Genomic DNA, 20,595 nt, shown 5'->3' on the forward strand with positions numbered 1-20,595 from the left:
CCTTATTGGATAAAGGTTACAGGTCGTCGAACTGCACAATTGAAACCGTGCCGGACGTTCCTGACGGTTCGGTCGCACACGGTTCCTCGTCGAACGCGATATCGCCTTGCGGATCGGCCTCGCCCGTCGCGCGCAATCCGGCGAACGGGAAAAGTTTGCTGTCCATCAGATGCGACGGCACCACGTTCGACAGCGCGTTGAACATGTTTTCCACGCGCCCCGGAAAACGCTTGTCCCATTCTCGGACCAGCGCCTTCATTTCCGCGCGCTTCAGATTCGGCTGGCTGCCGCACAGATTGCACGGAATGATCGGGAATTCGCGCAGTTCGGCGTATTTTTCGAGATCGACTTCCTTCACGTACGCGAGCGGACGAATGACGATGTTCTTGCCGTCATCGGATTGCAGCTTGGGCGGCATGCCCTTCAGCTTGCCGCCGTAGAACATGTTGAGCAGCAGCGTCTGCAGGATGTCGTCGCGATGATGTCCGAGCGCGATCTTCGTCGCGCCGAGCTCGCCCGCGACTCGATACAAAATGCCCCGGCGCAGTCGCGAGCAGAGCGAACATGTCGTCTTGCCTTCCGGCACGAGCCGCTTGACGATGCTGTACGTGTCCTGATTCTCGATATGAAACGGAATGTCGAGCTTGCTCAGATATTCCGGCAGCACGTGTTCCGGAAAGCCCGGCTGCTTCTGATCGAGATTGACGGCGACGATCTCGAAGTTGATCGGCGCGCGCTCGCGCAGGCGCATGAGGATGTCGAGCATCGCGTAGCTGTCCTTGCCGCCGGACAGGCACACCATGACCTTGTCGCCTTCCTCGATCATGTTGAAGTCGCCGATCGCCTCGCCGACCTGGCGCGCGATGCGCTTGAACAGCTTGTTGTTCTCGTACGCTTCCTTTTGCTGGCGCTTCGTCAGCGCCTCGCGCACCGGCTTTTGCGCTTTTGCGGTTTCGGCTGCGGCTTCGATCGTGTCGCGCGCGTTCATGCTCGTTCCTCTTTGATGCGGAAGACTTCGACGCCGACCGCGTCGCAATCGGGATAGACGTCGGGCTTTTCCGTCGACACGGCCACGGCGCGCACGTTCGGATGCGCGAGCAGCGCGGCCGCGACGTCGTCGCACAGCGTTTCCTGCAAATGGATGTGTCCGCGCTTCACGCGCTCGGCGATGGTCGAGCGCATGAAATCGTAGTCGACGACTTCGGCGAGCTTGTCGGCGACGGGCGTCGACAGCGCGAGCGGCACGTACAACTCGACGTTGATGACGACACGTTGCTCGCCGCGCTTTTCGAAGTCATGCACACCGATGTTGATGCGAACTTCGTAGTTACGCAGAAAAAGCCGCCGGCAATCGGTCAGCCGGGGATGCGAAAGTGCGGCAAGCATGTTGGTTCCAATATTCAGTGGCGCGTTTCAGGACTTTTGCGCGCCGATCATGTACATGACGTCGCGCGGACTCGGCACGAGATGCTGGCCGCCGTCGACGACGAGCGTCGTGCCGGTCACGCCGTGCGCGTTCGCGAGATAACACGCGGCCTGCGCGACGTCGTCGACCGTCGATGCGCGGTTGAGCGGCGTCACGCGATGCGCCGTCTCGAACGACGCGGGCGTCTGGCCGGCGGAAATCAGCGTCAGACCGGGCGCGAGGCCGACGACGCGCAGTTTCGGACCCAGCGCCTGCGCGAGCGCGATGGTGGCGTTTTCGAGCGCCGCCTTCGTCAGCGTGTACGACAGGTAGTCCGGGTTCATGTTGTACAGCTTCTGATCCAGCACGTTGATGACGACGCCGCGTTGCGCGTCATCGACGGTTGCGGACTCGGGCGTGATCTCGTGCAGCATGCGCGCGAGCGTGAGCGGCGCCGCGACGTTGACGGCGGTCATCTCGAGCAGCTTCGCGTAGCCGAAGTCGATGGCCGTATCTTCGTCGAAACGCGACGCGCAGTTCACCACGCAGTTCAGACCGCCGAACGCTTCGGCGCACGCCGGCACGAGCCGTTCTACCTCGGCCTCGACGGCGAGATCCGCTTTCAGTGCAACCGCGCGGCGCCCGAGCGACTCGATATCCGCGACGGTTTCGCGCGCTTCATGCGCCGAGTGGCCGTAATGCACGGCCACATCCCAGCCTTGCCGCGCGAATTCGAGCGCGACGCCGCGCCCGATGCGTTTCGCCGCGCCGGTCACGAGCACGGCGCGCGCACGCGAAACGGAACCGGATGACGACGTGTTGACGGAAGAAAACGGCGTGGAAGCGCTCATTTACAATACTGGGATGAATCCGAATGCCAGACAATCCGATAGTTTACCTGCTCCGGGCGCCGACGCGCTCGCGCAGTCCGAAGCGCTCACCGACCTGATCCGCGGGCGCATTGCCGCGGCGGGCGGCTGGTTGCCGTTCGACCGCTATATGGACCTCGCGCTGTACGCGCCCGGCCTCGGCTATTACAGCGGCGGAGCAATGAAATTCGGCCGCCGCGCGGAAGACGGCAGCGATTTCGTCACCGCGCCGGAACTGTCCCCGCTTTTCGCGACGACGCTCGCGCGGCCCGTCGCGCAGGCGTTGCAACAAAGCGACACGAAGCAATTGATGGAATTCGGCGCGGGCACCGGCAGGCTCGCGGCGGGCTTGCTGAACGCGCTCGCCGAACTCGATGTCGCCTTCGACAGCTACACGATCGTCGATCTTTCGGGCGAGTTGCGCGAACGTCAGCGCGAGACCATCGAGAAGGACGCGCCGGCGCTCGCCGCGAAGGTGAAATGGCTCGACGCGCTGCCCGATGCGTTCGAGGGCGTCGTGATCGGCAACGAAGTGCTCGACGCGATGCCTGTGCGTCTGGTCGTGCGCAAGCTCGGCGCGTGGCACGAGCGTGGCGTCGTGGCGCTGAACGACCGCTTTGCCTTCGATGACCGGCCGATTGCGCCGGACGCGCAGGTCGAACTGATCGATGCCGCCATCGATGAAGCCAACGACGAGCCTTTTGCCGAATATGTGACGGAGACGCACGAGGCCGCGCTCGCGTTCACGAAGACCGTCTGCACGATGCTTGTGCGCGGTGCGGCATTTTTCATCGACTATGGTTTTCCGCGACGCGAGTTCTATCACGCGCAGCGCGCGGCGGGCACGCTGATGTGTCACTACCGGCATCGCGCGCATTCGGATCCGTTTCTGTATCCGGGATTGCAGGACATCACGGCGCATGTCGAGTTTACGGGCATCGCGGAAGCAGGCGTCGAAGCGGGTGCGGATTTGCTCGGATTTACGTCGCAGGCGCGGTTTCTGATGAATGCCGGCATCACCGATGTGCTCAGCGATCTCGATCTCGCTGATGTGAAGCGCTTTTTGCCTGCTGCGAATGCCGTGCAGAAGCTGCTTTCGGAGGCGGAAATGGGCGAGTTGTTCAAGGTGATCGCGTTTTCGCGCGGCATTCCCGGAATGCTGGATGCGTTTTCGGCCGGCGATCGGTCTCATACGCTATGAGTAAGCGATCATGATCCGCTGGCTGCTCACTACGTTTATCGCGCTCGCGATTCTTTCGGGGTCGCTGCCGTGGCTCAAGAAGATCGGCATCGGGAGGCTTCCCGGAGATTTCACGCTGCGGATATTTGGGCGGGAATATTCGTTTCCCTTTATGTCGACGCTGCTGTTGTCGGTTTTGTTGTCGTTGATTGCGCGGGCGCTTTGAGGGTTTTTTGCTTTTGCTTCTGCTTCTGCTTTCGTTTTCGCCGGATCCCGTTTTCGTGTCGGTCTATTAGCACTGCCCCTGTGCGGGGCGGCACTCACTTTCTTTGCTGCTGCAAAGAAAGTAAGCAAAGAAAGCAGCTACTGACACGCCCGCGGTCACACGCAATTTGGGTAGTCCTCTCGTCCATCGTGGGCTGCCTAAAGAGTGCCCTCATAGGCCCCATCGGGCTTGGCTCGCGCACGGTCTGCCACATCGCACCACACAACAAACCGGTTCAGCACTAAATAGCTCCGGCCCGCTTCGCGGCCGACCGGTGAATCGGGTCTGCGTGTGCTTCGCTACTAACATCTTTATCGCACTGCGCGCGCAAACCGATGGCTTCCTTTGCAGACCCGGCGGCAGCGCGTAGCGCTGTGCCGAAGCTCTTTCGTGCTGAACCAGCGTTCTCAACGGTTTCGGGCGGCGGACCGTGCGCGATCCAAGCCCGGTTATTGTGATGAGGGCACTCTTTAGGCGAGTGCCATCGAGGACGAGAGAACTACCCAAATTGCGTGTGACCGCGGGCCTGAAAAGCTGCTTTCTTTGCCTACTTTCTTTGCAGCAGCAAAGAAAGTAGGTGCCGCCCCGCACAGGGGCAACGCTAATAGACCGACACGAACACGGGATCCGGCGAAAACAAAAAAACTAACGAACCGCAGGACAAAGCAAAACAAAGCAAAACAAAGCAAAACAAGAAGCCGTCAAACCCCCAAAGCGCCTTTCACCGCCGCGACCCGCGCATCATGCACGGCATCCTTGATCTTGGAAGGATTAGAAGCAAACGCCTGCGCAACGGCCCCGGCATCGACCGCACGAGCCGCAACCAACGCCTCCCGCAAACGCTCAGCCTGCGGATAAGCCTGCTGCTCCAACCCAAGCCGCCCACGCGCATCCGCGACACAAGCCTGTAGCGCTTCAGCAAACCGCGCAGGCTTGCGTATCGCATCCGATCGCTCGAACAGCCTGACGAGCGCCGCCGCGCCCATCTCCATCACGCGATGAATATTCCCGTGCTCACGCGCGACGAGCATCGCCAGATCGCGGCATTCGTTCGGCACGCGCAAGCGCTCGCACAAAGGCCGCAAGAGGTCGACGCTGCGTCCCTCATGGCCGATATGCCGCGGCAAAACATGCTCCGGCGTCGTCGCCTTGCCAAGATCGTGCGTCAGCGCCGCGAAGCGCACCGGCAATGCGAATCCCTGCGACGCCGCGTAGTCGAGCACCATCATCACGTGCACGCCGGTATCCACTTCCGGGTGATAGTCCGCGCGCTGCGGCACGCCCCACAACGCATCCACCTCCGGCAGAATCCGCGCGAGCGCGCCGCATCCGCGCAGCACGTCGAACATGCGCGACGGCTTCTTTTCCATCAGCCCGCGCGACACTTCCTGCCACACACGCTCGGCGACGAGCGCATCGACTTCGCCCGCCGCGACCATCCGCTTCATCAGCTCGGCGGTTTCGGGCGCGACATCGAAATCCGCGAAACGCGCCGCAAAACGCGCGAGTCGCAGAATACGCACCGGATCCTCGATGAACGCATCGCCGACATGCCTGAACAACTTGTTCTTCAGATCGCTCTGCCCGTCGAACGGATCGATCACCGGACCGGTCAGCTCGCCCGCCGGCGTGACTTCGCGCGCCATCGCGTTGATCGTGAGATCGCGGCGCGCGAGATCTTCCTCGAGCGTCACATCCGGCGAATAGTAGAACTGGAAGCCGTGATAACCCGCCGCCGTCTTGCGCTCCGTGCGCGCGAGCGCGTATTCCTCGTGCGTCTGCGGATGCAAAAACACCGGAAAGTCCTTGCCGACCGGCCGATAACCCTGCGCCACCATCTGCTCGGGCGTCGCGCCGACGACGACATAATCGCGATCCACCACCGGCACGCCGAGCAATTCGTCGCGGATCGCGCCTCCGACTGCGTAGATGTTCATCGCGCTTCCTCGCGCGCGCCGTCGATCCACGCCGCGACCGCGGGCAGCGCCGTCACGCGCTTCGCATAATCGAGCGACGTCGCGCTCAGTTCAGGCGCGTAGGTGTTGAAGCGCATGACGACCGGCGCGAACATCGCGTCCGCGATACCGAACTCGCCGAACAAAAACGGCCCGCCCGATTTCGCCAGGCACTCCGCCCAGATCGCCTCGATGCGCGCGATGTTCGCGAGCGCGCCCGGCGTCGCGCCCGCGCCCGGCGCGCGCGTCGTGATTTCCATCGGCATGTTCTCGCGCAAGTCCGCGAAACCCGCGTGCATTTCCGCGCTGATGCTGCGGGCGCGCGCGCGGAGAGCCGCATCGCGTGGCCACATCGCGTGTTCGGGATGCGCCTCGGCGATCGTTTCGACGATCGCGAGCGACTCCCACACGGAATCGCCCGCATCGGTGATGAGGCACGGCACCTTGCCGGACGGCGACACTTCGAGAATCTTCGCTTTCGTGTCGGGCTGGCCGAGGCGGATCAGCGTCTCTTCGAACGGGATGCCGAAATGTTTGAGCAGCACCCACGGGCGCATCGACCAGGAAGAATTGAACTTGTCACCGATAACGAGTTTCATGCGATCACAAAAAGAAGATTAACGATGCGCGGTTGCGCGATATCCGTTGAAGCGCGAGCGCGGCGAGTTGCCGCTCAGATACAGCGGCGCGATGGTCTCGATGCTCGCCGGCTCGTCGATGCCCAGTTCCGGCGCAAGCGGCCCGCTCGCGATGCTCGGCGTCTTCATCGAATCGAGATTGTCGCGCGAGATGACGGGCTGGCCGGGCGCCATTTCCATCGTCATCGCCTGCAGGCGGCCGAGGCTCTCCGGCAGCTTGATGATGCGCGAATGCTTGCCGATGGTCGCGCCCGCGAAACGCACCAGTTCCGCGAGCGTGTAGACGCTCGGCCCGGCGAGCTCGTAGACATGGCCATTGGCGGCGTCGAGATCGAGCACGTTGACCATCGCCTTCGCCACGTCGCCGACGAAGACCGGCTGAAACTGCGCATCGGCACAAGCGAGCGGAATCACCGGGAACATGCGTTCCAGAAACGCAAACTGATTCAGGAGATTGTCCTCCGGACCGAACACGACGGAACTGCGAAAGACCGTCCAGTCGAGTCCGGATTCTCGGACGATCTTTTCGCCGTCGCCCTTCGAACGCAGATACATGCTCGGGCCCGCCGGATCGGCGCCGATCGCGCTCATATGCAACAGACGCCGCACGCCCTTCGCCTCGCACGCGGCGGCGATCTTGCGCGGCAGTTCGACATGCGCTTTCGCGAACTCCGGCCCGTACGGATCGTCGCGCCGTCCCTGAAGAATGCCGACGAGATTGATCACGGCATCGCTCTGATCGATGAACGCGGCGAGTTGCACGGGATCGTGCACATCGGTCTCGATGACGTCGACGGGCAACAGCGTGAGATGCGCGGCGTTCGAGCGCCGTCGCGTCGCGACGCGCACGTTCTTGCCGAGATCGACGAGCGCATTGACGAGATGGCTGCCGATGAATCCCGAACCGCCGATCAACGCTATATGTTGGTGTCGCATAGTTCGCCTCTTGGGTCGCGGCCTGACGAATGCGGCTTCAGTTCAGAACGCCGGCGCAGAAATGAAAACGCCCGCGCGTCCTGTCGTTCGACGCGCGGGCGTGAAGCTTCGTTTCAGACGGTCAGGGTGCGATGTAGCCCAGACGCGCCTTCAACGACTGCGGGCGGCCTTCGAACAGCGCCGCGTAATAGACGGTGTTCGACAGCACGTTCTTCACGTAATCGCGAGTCTCGGTGAAAGGGATCGTTTCAGCAAAAACCGCGCCCTCGACGGGTGCGCGCAAGTCCTGACGCCACTGCTTCGGCCGGCCCGGCCCCGCGTTGTAGCCAGCGGTCGCGAGCACGGGCGAGTTATCGAATTGATTGTAGATCATCGACAGGTAATTCGTGCCGAGCAGGATATTGGTGTTGATGTCGTTCATCTGCGCGCGCGACACCGTGCCAAGACCGATCTTCTTCGCGACGAGTTGCGCCGTGCCCGGCATCAGTTGCATCAGGCCGCCCGCGCCGACTTCCGACCGCGCGTTGATGATGAAACGCGATTCCTGACGGATCAGCCCGTACGCCCATTCGATGTCGAGATTGGTGTCCTTCGCGTCGCGCTCGACGATATCGCGGAACGGCGACAGATAGCGCAGCGTGAAATCGTGCTCGGCTTTCGTCTTGTCGGCGGTGTTGACCGTGCGGTCGAACATCTCGATGCGCTTCGCATACTGCGCGGCGGCGAGCAGTTGACGATCCGTCATCGTGCGCAGCGGCCAGTTCCATTCGCGGTTGCCTTCGAGCCGCATGTTCAGCGCGTAGAAACGCTGCGACAGCGCGAAGCCCGGCACCGATTGCATCTGCTCGATCTCGGCGTCGGACACCGTGGTGCGCGGCGGCACCGTGATCTTCTGACCGAGCTCTTCGAGCGCGAGCTGGCCGTAGAAGTTGTATTGATCGGCGATGCTCTGGAATTCCTGATTCGCCGTGGCCGTATCGCCGGCCTGCTTCACGGCGCGCGCGTGCCAGTAGACCCACGACGGCTGCGCGCGCAGTGTGGGCGGCATCTGTTCGATGGACCAACGCACCATGTTCCAGTCGCCGATGAGGAGCGCGCTGCGCGTGCGCCATTCGTACGCCGGGTTGGACAATTGCGCGTTCGCCGACAGCCGATACCAGTCGGCCGCCGACGGCATGCGCTTGATCGCCGCCTGATAGCCGATCGTGCCCCAGCCGGTCGCGCGCTCCGCGGGCGTGAGACTCGGCGCGACGGAACTGAACGTGGCGGCGGCCATCGCCGGATCGTTGCGGGCGAGGCGCGTGACCGCGAGCAGCGTCAGCTGATGCGCCGGCGTGTTGGGCATCACGCCGCGCGCGAGATAGAGCGGCGGCTTGTTGACGGCGTCGTCGAAGAGCGAATCCTTCGGCTTTTCCTGGCCGAGCGCGTCGACGATATTCGAACCCGTCGACGTGTAGTTCTGCTCGTAGGCAAGGCGGATCTGCTGCCAGACATCGTCGCTCGTGAACTGGCCGGACGCCGCGAGCGCGCCGATCAGATCGACGCAACCGTCGCCATACCATTTCGGCTCGACGAGCAGCGCGCGCGCCGCATCCGCGACGTTCTCGCCGCGCGACAAACGCGCTTCGAGCGCATAGCACTTGACCTGCGTGTCGTCGTTGAGAACGAAACGGGAATACTGCTGCTCGAAGTTCTTCCAGTCGTGACGGCCGCCGAGCACGACGAGATAGTCGTTGCGCAGGCGGTCCGCAATCGCCTGGCCGTCGTAGCGCTGCAGGAACGAGAGCACCGGCGCGTCGGGCGCGTCGAGGCGCGCGTGGCCCTGCGAATCGAAAAGCTGCGGCTTGATCGTGAAGTATTCGATGTAGCTCGGCGCCGGGTAATTCGGAATCTGTGCGGCGAGCATCGCGGCCTTGCCCGCATCGTTCGCGCGCGCGGCATCGCGCAGCTGCAGGAAGACGCGGTCGTCGGACGTGGGGGAGAAATCTGCATCGGGACGGACGGCGGAGGCCGTGCCGCAGGCGACGAGCGTCGCGGCGGCAAGGGCTGCGCCGACCGCGAGATATACTCGGTTGAGGCGTTTTGACATCTTTATTTCTGGAGCGCGAATGGTCTTGAACCGGGTCCTGAGATCGGAGGAAAGCATAGCACGCAACGTTTGCGACGAACCCAAGCGTGAGCCGAAAAGCGCCTTGCGCGCGACCCTTCTCGCGAAGCGCGAGGCGCAACAGGAGCAAGCCGGCCAGGACGCACGAAACGAGGCGCTCGCGATCCGTCTTCAGGAAGTGCTCGCGCGGCACGAAGCGCGCAGCGTCGGGTTCTACTGGCCGGTCGCGGGCGAATTCGACGCGCGCGACGCGCTCACGCGCTGGCTCGCCGCCGACGCCACGCGCAGCGCCGCGCTGCCGGTCGTCGTGAAACCGCACGCGCCGATGGTCTTCCACGCCTGGCGCGCCGACTCGCCGATGAAAGAAGGCCGCTACCGTATTCCGGTGCCCGCTGAAGAGAAAGCCGTGGTGCCCGAACTGCTGCTGATTCCGTGCGTCGGTTTCGATGCGGACCGGTATCGGCTGGGCTACGGCGGCGGCTATTACGACCGCACGCTCGCCGCGTGGCCGAACGGCGCGCGGCCGATGACGATCGGCGTCGCGTACGAATCGGGTCTGTGCGCGACCTTGCCGCGCGAGACGCACGACATGCCGCTCGACGCGATCGTCACCGAATCCGCTGTCTATTAGAGCGAGGCCGCCGCGCGCGCGGCCGTATCGTAAAGGCCGGAGGCGTTGCGCATCAGTTGCGCGGCCTCGCCGATCTGCTCGTTGGTGAGGCCGCTTTCGCGCAGCGTCTCGATCAGGCAGGCTTCGCGCACTTCGCGATACTTGCCGCACAGCTCGCGGCCCGCCGGCGTCGCGGAAAAGAACACTTCCTTACCGGATTTCTCGCTCTGCACATAGCCGCGAGCGACGAGTTTTTTCAGCGCATACGTGGCAACGTGCGTGTCCTCGATGTTCAGCACGAAGCAGATGTCGGCGAGCTTCTTCTTGCGGTCGCGATGGCTCACGTGGTGCAGCAGCGACACTTCCACCGCCGTCATGTCCTTCGCGCCCGCCGCGGACATGCAGCGCACCATCCAGCGATTGAACGCGTTGCCCGCCATGATGAGGCCGTACTCGAACTCCGACAATTCCGCGCTGGCTTCGGAGACGAGATGCTCGGACGAAACGATCTTGGTGGGATGGCGCGGCATGGCGGTGACCGAATTGAAGTGCGTTGGAGTGTAGCGCAACGTCGATTTTGCGAGCGACGGCGCGCCTCGGCGAAAACCTGTATTGATAATTTCTTGATAATTTATTGACAATGTAACATTCTGCGACGGTGCGGCGTTCATCGAATCGACGAACTTCGCGCATCGCAAAGGCAAATTGAGGCATGACAAGACCACGTATTCATTCGCTGGGCGACTCCGCGCTCGTATGCGAAGCCGCGCCGCCCGCCACGCTCGACTGCCAGCGCCGCATCTGGGCGCTGGCGGAGCACGCGCGCCTGATGCCGCACGTCGTCGAAGTGGTGCCGGGCATGAACAATCTGACGATCGTGTTCGATCCGCTCGAAGCGGACTACGAAACGCTCGCCGCGCAACTCGAAAGCGGCTGGGACGCGGCCGAGACGCCCGACATGGACAGCGCCGAAATCGAGATTCCGGTGCGCTACGGCGGCGCCGACGGCCCCGATCTCGCCGCGCTCGCGCAGCACACGGGCTTGTCCGTCGATGACGTGGTGAAGCGTCATACGCAAACCGAGTACGTCGTGTTCTTCCTCGGCTTCCAGCCGGGCTTCGCGTATCTCGGCGGGCTCGATCCCGCGCTCGCGATGCCGCGCCGCGCCGAACCGCGTCTCGAAGTGCCGGCGGGATCGGTCGGCATCGGCGGGGCGCAGACGGGCATCTATCCGGCGGCGTCGCCGGGCGGCTGGCAATTGCTCGGGCGCACCGAGCTGAAGCTCTTCGATCCGGCCAGAAATCCGCCGACGCTCATGCAGCCCGGCGACCGCGTGCGCTTCAAGGCGCTGGAGGTACGCGCATGATCGACGTGATTCGCGCGGGCGTGCTCACTTCCGTCCAGGATCTCGGCCGGCGCGGCTACCGGCATCTCGGCGTGAGTTCCGGTGGCGCGCTCGACGCGCTGTCGCTGGAAATCGGCAATCGCATCGTCGGTAACAAGGCGGATGCGGCGGGCATCGAGATCACGTTCGGGCCGACCGTGCTGCGCTTCAAGCATGCGACGCGCATTGCCATCACTGGAACCGATTTCGGCGCGACGCTCGACGACGAACCGGTGTATTCGTGGTGGAGCCTGCCGGTGCGCGCGGGCCAGGAGCTGACGCTGCGCGCGGCGAAGCGCGGCATGCGTTGTTATGTGGCGATCGCAGGCGGCATCGACGTTCTGCCGATGCTCGGCTCGCGCTCGACCGATCTCGGCGCGTGCTTCGGCGGCCTCGGCGGACGCGCGCTGCGCGACGGCGATCGCCTGCCGGTCGGCGTGCCGCAGCCGCACAAGGGCATCGCGTTTTCGCCGGAAGAACCCGCGTTCGGCGTGAAAGCGCCCGCGTGGTGCAAGTTCGTGCTCGTCGACGAACCCGTGCGCCGCGGACGCCATTCGCCGAGCCTCGCGTGGGCCGCCCCGATTCGCGTGCTGCGCGGCCCGGAATACGCGAGTTTCAGCGACGCCGCGCAACAGGTTTTCTGGAACGAGGAATGGACGATCACGCCGAACAGCAATCGCATGGGCTTTCGCCTCGCGGGCACGGCGCTGGAGCGGCGCGAAAAGATCGAGCTGCTGTCGCACGCGGTGTTGCCCGGCACGATCCAGGTGCCGCCGAACGGCCAGCCGATCATCCTGATGGGCGACGCGCAGACCACGGGCGGCTATCCGAAGATCGGCGCGGTCATCAAGGCTGATTTGTGGAAGCTCGCGCAGGTGAGGTTGAACGGCGGCGTGCGCTTTATCGAGACGTCGGCGGAAGAGGCGCGTCACGCGCTCGCCGACGAACGGCAATACGTAAGCCAGGTGGAAACGGCGATCGCGATGCACGAGGAACGCATCGCGCGCGCCGGCTCTTAGCAGCGGGGCGAAAGCCGCGCGAACGACGCGGCGCATACATCCAACATCCAACGGAACGAGTGCGAAAACATCATGGAAATCGATCTCAATGCCGATCTCGGCGAAGGTTGCGGCACCGATGAGGCGCTGCTCGATCTCGTGAGTTCCGCGAACATCGCGTGCGGCTGGCATGCGGGCGGCGCCACGGCGATGCGCGATTGCGTGCGCTGGGCCGTCGAGAAAGGCGTCGCCATCGGCGCGCATCCGAGCTTCAACGATCCCGAGAACTTCGGCCGCAAGGAAATGGACCTGCCGCCGGAGGAAATTTACGCGGGCGTGCTGTATCAGCTCGGCGCGCTTTCGGCGATCGCGCAGGCCGAAGGCGGACGCATCGCGCACGTCAAGCCGCACGGTGCGCTGTACAACCAGGCGGCGAGAAGCGCGGAAATCGCCGATGCCATCGTCTCCGCCGTGCACGATTTCGATCCGTCGCTGCTCGTCTTCGGTCTCGCGAACAGCGGGTTCATCGAAGCGGCGCGGCGCGCGGGCTTGATCGCCATCGAAGAAGTGTTCGCCGATCGCGGTTATCGCGCGGACGGCTCGCTCGTGCCGCGCAAGGAGCCGGGCGCGCTGCTCGATGACGAAAACGTCGTGCTCGACCGCACGCTCGCGATGGTGCGCGATCAGCGGGTGCAGGCCGTGTCCGGCGAATGGGTGCCGCTCAACGCGCAGACGATCTGCCTGCACGGCGACGGCGCGCACGCGCTCGAATTCGCGCGGCGCATTCGCGGCGCGCTGGCGGATGCGGGCATCGAAGTCCGCGCCGCGCACGCCGACGCCTGACGCCGTCAACGCAGGTTCGAACGCCCCGCAACGCCGGGGCGTTTTAGCAAGGAAGCAGTGAATCCACGCGCCCGGTACGAGGCGTGACGTCAATATTGTTTGGAGAACTCATGGCAACCCCTGTCAATCTATGGCCGCTCATCGGTGTGGCCGTCATCATCGCGGGCTTCGTGCTGCGCTTCAATCCGATGCTGATCGTCGCGGCCGCGGCGATCATCACCGGCTTCGCGGCGCATTTTCCCATCGAGAAAATCCTGACCGCGATCGGCACCGGCTTTCTCAAGACGCGCAACATTCCGCTCATCATCCTGTTGCCGCTGGCGGTGATCGGTTTGCTCGAACGGCACGGCCTGCGCGAGCGCGCGCAAATGTGGATTTCGAGCATCAAGGCCGCGACAGCCGGGCGTCTGCTGATCGTCTATCTGTTCGTGCGTGAACTCACGGCGGCGGTCGGCCTGACGGGACTCGGCGGCCATCCGCAGATGGTGCGCCCGCTGCTCGCGCCGATGGCCGAAGGCGCCACCGAAGCGCGCTACGGCAAGCTCTCGGATGCGACGCGCTTCAAGCTGCGCGCGTACTCGGCGGCGACCGACAACGTCGGCCTGTTCTTCGGCGAGGACATTTTCGTGGCGTTCGGCGCGATCGTGCTGATGGTCACGTTCCTGAAGGAAGCGGGCATCGTCGTGGAGCCGATGCACGTCGCCGTGTGGGGCATTCCGACGGCAATCTGCGCGTTCCTGATTCACGGTTTCCGTCTGTGGCTCCTGGACCGCAGGCTCGCGCGCGAACTCGACGCGCTCACGCGCAACGTCGCGGGAGAAAAAGCATGACGCTCACGATCAACTATCTGTTCTATCTCGTCGGCATCATTCTGCTGGTCGTCGGCGGGATGATCCTCACGGACAAATCGCATCCGCGGCGTCTGACCGCTGGCGGATTCTGGCTGATCTACGCGTTGATCTTTCTCGTCGGCGACTGGCTTCCGGTGACGGTCGTCGGCGTGCTCGTCGTGGCGATGGCGCTGATCGCGGGTTTCGGCGGCGTCACCGGCGCGAAGCCGAAGATGCTTTCCGAAGACACGCGCCGCCGGAGCGCCGCGCGGCTCGGCAACAAGCTCTTCGTGCCCGCGCTGACGATTCCCGTCGTCACCGTGATCCTCACGCTCGGCGCGAAATACCTCGTGTTCGGCGGCGTGCCGCTGATCGAGCTGAAGAACGTGACGCTGATCGGCTTCGGCATCGGCTGCGTGATCGCGCTGGCCATTGCCTGCGTGATGACGCGCGACACGGTCGGCCAGTCGATGCGCGAAACGCGCCGTCTCATCGATGCGCTGTCGTGGGCTGCCGTGCTGCCGCAGATGCTCGGCATGCTCGGCCTCGTGTTCTCGGATGCGGGCGTAGGCAAGGCGGTCGCGCATGTGACGACGGCTTACGTCAACATGGATTACCGGCTCGTCGCGGTGGCGGTGTATGTCCTCGGCATGGCGCTTTTCACGATGGTCATGGGCAACGGCTTCGCCGCGTTTCCGGTCATGACGGGCGGCGTCGGCGTACCGATTCTCGTCGGCGTATTCCACGGCAATCCCGCGACGATGGCCGCGATCGGCATGTTCTCCGGCTACTGCGGCACGCTGATGACGCCGATGGCCGCGAACTTCAACATCGTGCCTGCGGCGCTGCTGGAGTTGCCCGACAAGAACGCGGTCATCAAGGTGCAGGTGCCGACGGCGGTGACGTTGCTAGTCGCGAATATATTCTTGTTGAACTGGCTGATGTTTATTTGAGCGAATATTTTTATGGCGCATCTCGAGTGCGCGAATATTCGAGCGACGTTCGTCAATCAATAAAATTCGATAATCGGTTTAACGAGCGCATTCAGGAAACACCCTGAGTGCGCTTTTTTTATTTTGCAATACCCGGCTCCGGCTGTGAGCCTCCAACCGCCTGCGTTTTGAGGCAATGGATCATCGCCTTCCGAGGGTGGATCACGTTTATGAATTGCCCGAAGAGGCATGCGTCAATCATTAAACTTTGAAAAATCGCATCCATATTTCAAATATGGGTAATTAGGACGATGCTTATATCTGCCGTGTAATGGCTAATGGAGACTGTTTCACTCATGAATCTGGTTCTCCATATATTCGCCATTCACGATCGACAGGCGAGCCGGTATTCCGCCTTTGTCCGCCATGCGATTGCCGAGCTATTTCCAACTAAATAACGCACCTTCCGGCCGTGATTTACCGCTGCGACTTGTCGAAAGCGTCTTCGTCGTAGTCTGCGCAATAACCGTCCATAAGCAGACCGAGGGAAGCTCATTCGCAGCGTATCGGAGCACCGTCGTCGCACTCGCGATCATTTTCGCGTGGTGCGCAATGGACGTGCGTGGAACGTCTCGTGCCGCGCCCCGCGTAGGCGCGCTTCTGTCGGCGCTCGGCTGGGTGTTCTGCGAAGCGCTCGCCATCGGCACGGTGAAGCTGATGCATCCGGACTACCAGCCCTCGCTCGGTGCATTCGCAGGTCTGGGCGTGATGACCGCGCTCGGAATCTTTGTACTCAGGATCGCCGGTTCGCGTGGGGCGCCAATCTATTCGGTGGCTGTCGCGGGGTGCCGCGATCATTGCGCCTTCCTCGTGCGCAGCCTCGATGCCATCCGCAAGCCAATCTACCGCATCGAAGCGCAATTCGAGACGGGGGCGCCAACAGCGCCTCCGCTGAACGGCGTGCCGCGCTTTTTCGATCTCGACGCCTTTATGTCGCATGTGCGTACGCGGCGGATCGACGAACTGTGGCTAGCCCTGCCGCTCACCGATGAGAAATCGCTGCGCCGCGTGCTCCATGCGTTCCGCAACGAACTGGTGAATATCCGGTTCATTCCGGATGTGACCAGCCTGTCGCGCTTCCAAAGCAGCACGGCCGATGGCAACGGCCTGCTCGCGATCAATCTCGTCGCCTCGCCGCTCAACGGTGATACGCCCGCCATCAAGACGATCTTCGATCGCGTGTTCGCCACGTGCGCGATTCTCGGAACCTTGCCGCTGCTGATCGCGATCGCGCTCGCCGTCAAGCTCTCGTCGCCGGGACCGGTGCTGTTCAAGCAGCGACGCCGCGGCGCGAGCGGGCAGCCGTTCGAGATCTACAAGTTCCGCACGATGCACCTGCACGCGGCAGACGACGGCGTCGTCCAGGCCACGCGCGGCGATCCGCGCGTCACGCGCGTCGGCGCGTTTCTGCGTCGCACGAGCCTCGACGAGCTGCCGCAATTTTTCAACGTGCTGCGCGGCGAGATGTCGGTCGTGGGGCCGCGTCCGCATGCGATCGAGCATGACGATCTCTATCAGGACATCGTCGACGACTACATCCATCGGTATCGCATCAAGCCGGGCATCACCGGCTGGGCGCAGATCAACGGATTTCGCGGCGAAACCGATTCGGTCGACAAGATGCAGCAGCGCATCGAACACGATCTCTATTACCTCGGCAACTGGTCGTTCGCGCTCGATATGCGCATCGTCCTCGCGACCATCGTGCGGGGTTTCGTTCATCGCAATGCGTATTGATGCGCAGGCCTTATCCATGAAGCAATCAACCGAACGCGTTCGCCCGGCGACCGGGCGCGCTTCGTTTCTACCAACGACGCTGACGATCGCGCTGACGTGCGCGCTGAGCGCGTGCGCGTTCGCGCCCGGCTTTCACATGAACGAAGCCGGATCGCAGGTCGAAGCCACCGCGGCGACGCCCGCGATCGCCGTTACGGAGCTCGATCTCGCGCTCGTGAAGCGCTACGCCGCGCAACGCAAGACGCGTCAGGATCAGCAGGCGAAGCAGCTTTTCGGCACGCCGGGAACGTACACGGTCGGCCCGGGCGACGTGCTGCAGATCGTCGTCTGGGATCATCCGGAATTTGCCGCAGCGCTCGGCTCCGTACAGAGCCAGACGAGCGCGAAGGCAAGCGACCCCGCGCCCGGTTTCGTCGTCGATCAGCAGGGCAACTTGCGCTTCCCGTATGCAGGGTCGCTGGCGGTCGCCGGGCTGCGCACCGATGAAATCCAGCAAAGGCTGACCAGCGCGCTTTCGACGTATCTCGTCAAGCCGCAAGTCACCGTGCGAATGGCTTCGTATCGCTCGCGCCAGGTCTTTGTCGACGGCCAGGTCCATAACCCCGGCGCGCTTGCGCTGACCGATGTGCCGCTCAGCTTCTACGACGCGATCGCGCGCGCCGGCGGCTTCAGCGACAACGCCGATCAGAGCGATGTCGTGCTGGTGCGCGGCGGCGCCTCGCACCGGATCGACGTGCCGCAACTGCTCGCGCAAGGGCTCAACCCGTCGACGCTGTATCTGAAGTCCGGCGACCTGCTGCGCGTCGCATCGCGCGACGACAACGTCGTCTATGTGATGGGCGAAGTAAGCAGGCCCGGCCGCGCCGCACCGCGCCGCGACGGCCGCATGTCGCTCGCCGATGCGCTCGCGCAGGCGGGCAGCATCAATCCGAACACGGCGGACACCGCGCAGATGTTCGTGATCCGCCCGGACGACGACGCACCGCAAGTGTTTCACCTCGACAGCCGTTCGCCCGTGTCGATGCTCGTGGCGAACGAATTCGAGCTGCAGCCTAAGGACATCGTCTATGTGGACGGCAGCGGCCTCGTGCGCTTCAACCGCGTGATCAGTTTGCTGATGCCGCTGGTCAACGCCGGCCTCACGGCGGGAGTGCTCGCGAAATGATCCGCTCCGTGCTGATGGTGTGCGAGGGGAATATCTGCCGCAGTCCGCTCGCGGCGGCGATGCTCGCGCGCGAGTTGCCGCACCTGCCGGTCGTTTCGGCGGGAACGCGCGCGCTCGCCGGGCATCCAGCCGATCCGGCCATCGCCGACATGGCCGATGCGCACGGCATCCCGCTCGACTCGCACGTCGCGAGACAGCTCGACGGCGCTCTCGTCCGCGAAGCCGATCTGATTCTCACGATGACCCAGGAACAGCGCCGCTGGATCGAGACGACCTGGCCATTCACTCGCGGCAAGGTCTTCCGCCTTTGCGACGAAACGGGCGCGGACGTGGCCGATCCCTACAAGCGCCATCGCGCGGTGTTCGACCTGGCTTTCGCGCAGATCCGCGCGGGCGTCTCGCAATGGAGCCGCGCATTGGCGGTGCAACGATGAAAGACATTCAAGTCAAACCATCACAGACCTATTCCGACACGACAGGCGACGACGAAATCCGCCTGTTCGAGATTCTCGGCGTCCTGCGCGAGAGCCGCGGGCTCATCGCGGCCGCGACGGCGTGCACGTTTCTGATCGGTTCGCTGTACGCATTCCTCGCCACGCCGACCTATCGCGCCGACGCGCTGATCCAGGTCGATGACGACAGCGGTACGGGCTCGCTCAACGACAAGCTCGGCGATCTCGCGGCGTTGTTCCAGAACAAGGCCAGCACCGATGCGGAAATCGAACTGATGCGCTCGCGCGCGGTGATCGGCGACGCGGTCGCGCGTCTGCACCTCGATATCGATGCGAAGCCGCGTTATGCGCCGCTCGTCGGCAAGCCGTTCGTCCGTTTCCTGGCCGGCGACGGCCTCAACGGCGCGCCGCCCGGCCTGGGCGGTTATGCGTGGGGCGGCGAGCGCATCGCCGTGTCGAAATTCGACGTGCCGGCGCGCTGGCACGGGAAGCCCTTCGCGCTGATCGCGGGCGACGCGGGGCGCTACGAACTGCAATCGGCCGACGGCGCCACCATCCTGCGCGGAACGGCTGGCCAGCCGGCGTCCGCGCGAACGGGCAACGACAGTGTCGAACTCACCGTGACATCGCTGCGCGCGCGGCCCGGCACGCGCTTCGACGTGACGCGCCTGTCGACGCAGCGGACCATCGCCGATCTGCAGCAGGGCCTCAAGATCGCGGAAAAGACGAAGCAGTCCGGAATCGTCGGAATGACGCTCGACGGCGCCGATGCCGAAAGCATCACGCAGACGGTCAACACGATCGCGACGCTCTACGTGCAACGAAACGTCGACCGGAAATCGGCACAGGCGCAGCAGATGCTCGCGTTTCTGGGCGATCAGTTGCCGCAATTGCGCGCCGATCTCGACCAGGCCGAAGCACGCTACAACGAATTTCGCGCGCAGCACGGTGCCGTCGATCTGGAAGAGCAAAGCAAGCTGCTGCTTCAAACCGTCGTCGAAAACAAGACGAAGATCATCGAGCTTCAGCAGCAGCGCGTCGACCTGGTTCAGCGTTACACGGCGCTGCATCCATCGGTGACGGCGGTCGACGCACGCATCGCCGAATTGCGGCGGCAATCGGATACCTACGAGCGGCAGATCGGCGAGCTGCCGTCGGTGCAACAGGACGCCGTGCGTCTTCTGCGCGATGTGCGGGTCAGCAACGACCTGTACACCAGTCTGCTCAACAGCACGCAGCAGTTACGCGTGCTCAGGGCGGGCCAACTCGGCAACGTCCGCACCGTCGACTACGCGGTCGTGCCGGAGAAGGCCGTCGCGCCCAAAAAGGCGCTCACGCTCGCGCTCTCGCTCGTGCTCGGACTTCTCGCCGGATGCGGCCTCGCGCTCGGACGGCGGATGCTCAGTCGCGGACTCGAAACGCCGGCGGAGGTCGAAGCGGCGATCGATCTGCCTGTCTATGCGCTCATCTCCCACTCCGACCGCCAGGCGTCGCTCGACGCATCGCGCGAACGCGATCCGGCGAAGCCTCGGGTGCTCGCAAGCGCGTCGCCGAACGACATCGCCATCGAAGGTCTGCGCAGCTTGCGCACGGCGCTGCAGTTCGGCGTTCTAAGGAAGCGCAACAAGATCGTGATGTTCACTGGCGCGCGCCCCGGCATCGGCAAATCGTTCATCTCGGTCAATTTCGCGAGCGTGCTCGCTGCGGGCGGAGAACGCGTGCTGCTCCTCGATGCCGACATGCGGCGCGGCGATCTGCAAGGTGTTCTGGGTCTGGCCCGCGCATCGGGCCTCGCGGAATTGATCGGCGGCGCCAGTCTGCAAAGCGTGATTCGCAGGGGCGTGCTGCCGGGGCTCGATGTCATCACGGGTGGCGGCACGCCCGATTTGCCATCGGAACTGCTGTTGAGCGGGCGCTTCGAGCAACTGTTCGAAGAGCTGCGGACGCTCTATGACTTCGTGATCATCGACTCGCCGCCGGTGCTTGCCGTCACCGATGCCGGCCTGATCGGCCGCCACGCCGATGCCACTCTCCTCGTTGTCCGGCACGGCTGCCATACCGCCGCCGAGCTGGGCCAGGCCATGCGTCAGCTCACGAGCGCGGGTGTGTCGGTCGACGGGGCACTGCTTACCGACACGCCGTCCCGCGGGATGTCCTACGGGGCCTTCTCCCAGTATGGAAGCCCGAAGTCATGAAGCCATCGGACTCTTTGCATTCCTCAAGGTCAAG

The 20,595-nt window shown here is 63.9% G+C and carries 20 protein-coding genes; 12 read left to right on the forward strand and 8 right to left on the reverse strand.

Annotated features, from left to right (window positions below):
• Positions 1-16: 16 nt before the first annotated feature.
• From ttcA to NCS00_RS13480, 3 genes are read right to left on the reverse strand one after another with little or no spacing between them, the layout of a single operon-like run.
• Positions 17-988 carry a tRNA 2-thiocytidine(32) synthetase TtcA gene (ttcA, locus tag NCS00_RS13470; protein WP_250440270.1) on the reverse strand — a complete coding sequence of 324 codons (972 nt, stop codon included), beginning with the start codon at positions 986-988 and terminating at the stop codon, positions 17-19.
• On the reverse strand, positions 985-1,386 hold the full coding sequence (locus tag NCS00_RS13475; RefSeq protein WP_008352641.1) for a dihydroneopterin aldolase: 402 nt from the start codon (positions 1,384-1,386) through the stop codon (positions 985-987). Before NCS00_RS13475 ends, ttcA begins: the two co-directional genes overlap by 4 nt.
• A gap of 27 nt (positions 1,387-1,413) precedes the next feature.
• Positions 1,414-2,256: an SDR family oxidoreductase gene (locus NCS00_RS13480; RefSeq protein ID WP_239295471.1), complete on the reverse strand. Its 843-nt coding sequence runs from the start codon at positions 2,254-2,256 to the stop codon at positions 1,414-1,416.
• Positions 2,257-2,269: 13 nt separating this feature from the next.
• On the opposite strand from NCS00_RS13480, the gene NCS00_RS13485 reads away from it, so the two are divergent.
• Positions 2,270-3,475, forward strand: coding sequence for a class I SAM-dependent methyltransferase (locus NCS00_RS13485; RefSeq protein ID WP_250440271.1), 1,206 nt, complete (start codon positions 2,270-2,272; stop codon positions 3,473-3,475).
• Between the two features lie 10 nt (positions 3,476-3,485).
• Entirely contained in the window at positions 3,486-3,680 is a 195-nt protein-coding gene (locus NCS00_RS13490) for a DUF2905 domain-containing protein (RefSeq protein WP_008352638.1), read from the forward strand.
• A gap of 740 nt (positions 3,681-4,420) precedes the next feature.
• On the opposite strand, the gene NCS00_RS13495 is transcribed toward NCS00_RS13490, so the two are convergent.
• The 4 genes from NCS00_RS13495 to NCS00_RS13510 form a co-directional block, all read right to left on the reverse strand.
• Entirely contained in the window at positions 4,421-5,656 is a 1,236-nt protein-coding gene (locus NCS00_RS13495) for a multifunctional CCA addition/repair protein (protein ID WP_008352637.1), read from the reverse strand.
• Positions 5,653-6,273, reverse strand: coding sequence for a glutathione S-transferase family protein (locus NCS00_RS13500; RefSeq protein WP_008352636.1), 621 nt, complete (start codon positions 6,271-6,273; stop codon positions 5,653-5,655). Before NCS00_RS13500 ends, NCS00_RS13495 begins: the two co-directional genes overlap by 4 nt.
• 18 nt (positions 6,274-6,291) lie before the next feature.
• Entirely contained in the window at positions 6,292-7,248 is a 957-nt protein-coding gene (locus NCS00_RS13505; RefSeq protein WP_008352635.1) for a complex I NDUFA9 subunit family protein, read from the reverse strand.
• 121 nt (positions 7,249-7,369) lie between these two features.
• Positions 7,370-9,337 carry a lytic transglycosylase domain-containing protein gene (locus NCS00_RS13510; RefSeq protein WP_008352634.1) on the reverse strand — a complete coding sequence of 656 codons (1,968 nt, stop codon included), beginning with the start codon at positions 9,335-9,337 and terminating at the stop codon, positions 7,370-7,372.
• A 19-nt stretch (positions 9,338-9,356) separates the two neighbouring features.
• On the opposite strand from NCS00_RS13510, the gene NCS00_RS13515 reads away from it, so the two are divergent.
• Complete coding sequence (locus NCS00_RS13515) at positions 9,357-9,986, forward strand: 5-formyltetrahydrofolate cyclo-ligase (protein ID WP_250440273.1); 630 nt, start codon at positions 9,357-9,359, stop codon at positions 9,984-9,986.
• On the opposite strand, the gene NCS00_RS13520 is transcribed toward NCS00_RS13515, so the two are convergent.
• Complete coding sequence (locus NCS00_RS13520; protein ID WP_008352632.1) at positions 9,983-10,495, reverse strand: winged helix DNA-binding protein; 513 nt, start codon at positions 10,493-10,495, stop codon at positions 9,983-9,985. The two genes, NCS00_RS13515 and NCS00_RS13520, sit on opposite strands and share 4 nt — an antisense overlap.
• 182 nt (positions 10,496-10,677) lie before the next feature.
• Between NCS00_RS13520 and pxpB the strand changes: the two genes are divergently transcribed.
• The 9 genes from pxpB (at position 10,678) to NCS00_RS13565 (ending at position 20,561) form a co-directional block, all read left to right on the forward strand.
• Complete coding sequence (gene pxpB, locus NCS00_RS13525) at positions 10,678-11,331, forward strand: 5-oxoprolinase subunit PxpB (protein ID WP_008352630.1); 654 nt, start codon at positions 10,678-10,680, stop codon at positions 11,329-11,331.
• Complete coding sequence (locus NCS00_RS13530) at positions 11,328-12,368, forward strand: 5-oxoprolinase subunit C family protein (protein ID WP_008352628.1); 1,041 nt, start codon at positions 11,328-11,330, stop codon at positions 12,366-12,368. The genes pxpB and NCS00_RS13530 overlap by 4 nt, the downstream gene beginning before the upstream one ends.
• A 72-nt stretch (positions 12,369-12,440) precedes the next feature.
• A complete protein-coding gene (pxpA, locus tag NCS00_RS13535) occupies positions 12,441-13,190 on the forward strand; it encodes a 5-oxoprolinase subunit PxpA (RefSeq protein ID WP_008352625.1) in 750 nt (249 codons plus the stop codon).
• A 110-nt stretch (positions 13,191-13,300) separates the two neighbouring features.
• Complete coding sequence (locus NCS00_RS13540) at positions 13,301-14,020, forward strand: DUF969 domain-containing protein (protein WP_008352624.1); 720 nt, start codon at positions 13,301-13,303, stop codon at positions 14,018-14,020.
• A complete protein-coding gene (locus NCS00_RS13545; RefSeq protein ID WP_175979618.1) occupies positions 14,017-14,973 on the forward strand; it encodes a DUF979 domain-containing protein in 957 nt (318 codons plus the stop codon). The genes NCS00_RS13540 and NCS00_RS13545 overlap by 4 nt, the downstream gene beginning before the upstream one ends.
• Before the next feature lie 501 nt (positions 14,974-15,474).
• Positions 15,475-16,749: an undecaprenyl-phosphate glucose phosphotransferase gene (locus NCS00_RS13550; RefSeq protein WP_502801579.1), complete on the forward strand. Its 1,275-nt coding sequence runs from the start codon at positions 15,475-15,477 to the stop codon at positions 16,747-16,749.
• 16 nt (positions 16,750-16,765) lie between these two features.
• Positions 16,766-17,914, forward strand: coding sequence for a polysaccharide biosynthesis/export family protein (locus tag NCS00_RS13555; protein WP_250440274.1), 1,149 nt, complete (start codon positions 16,766-16,768; stop codon positions 17,912-17,914).
• Positions 17,911-18,348: a low molecular weight protein-tyrosine-phosphatase gene (locus NCS00_RS13560; RefSeq protein WP_250440276.1), complete on the forward strand. Its 438-nt coding sequence runs from the start codon at positions 17,911-17,913 to the stop codon at positions 18,346-18,348. The genes NCS00_RS13555 and NCS00_RS13560 overlap by 4 nt, the downstream gene beginning before the upstream one ends.
• On the forward strand, positions 18,345-20,561 hold the full coding sequence (locus NCS00_RS13565) for a polysaccharide biosynthesis tyrosine autokinase (RefSeq protein ID WP_250440277.1): 2,217 nt from the start codon (positions 18,345-18,347) through the stop codon (positions 20,559-20,561). Before NCS00_RS13560 ends, NCS00_RS13565 begins: the two co-directional genes overlap by 4 nt.
• Positions 20,562-20,595: the final 34 nt, after the last annotated feature.

The sequence above is a fragment of the Caballeronia sp. AZ1_KS37 genome (assembly GCF_023631165.1).
GTDB classification, from domain to species: Bacteria; Pseudomonadota; Gammaproteobacteria; order Burkholderiales; family Burkholderiaceae; genus Caballeronia; species Caballeronia zhejiangensis.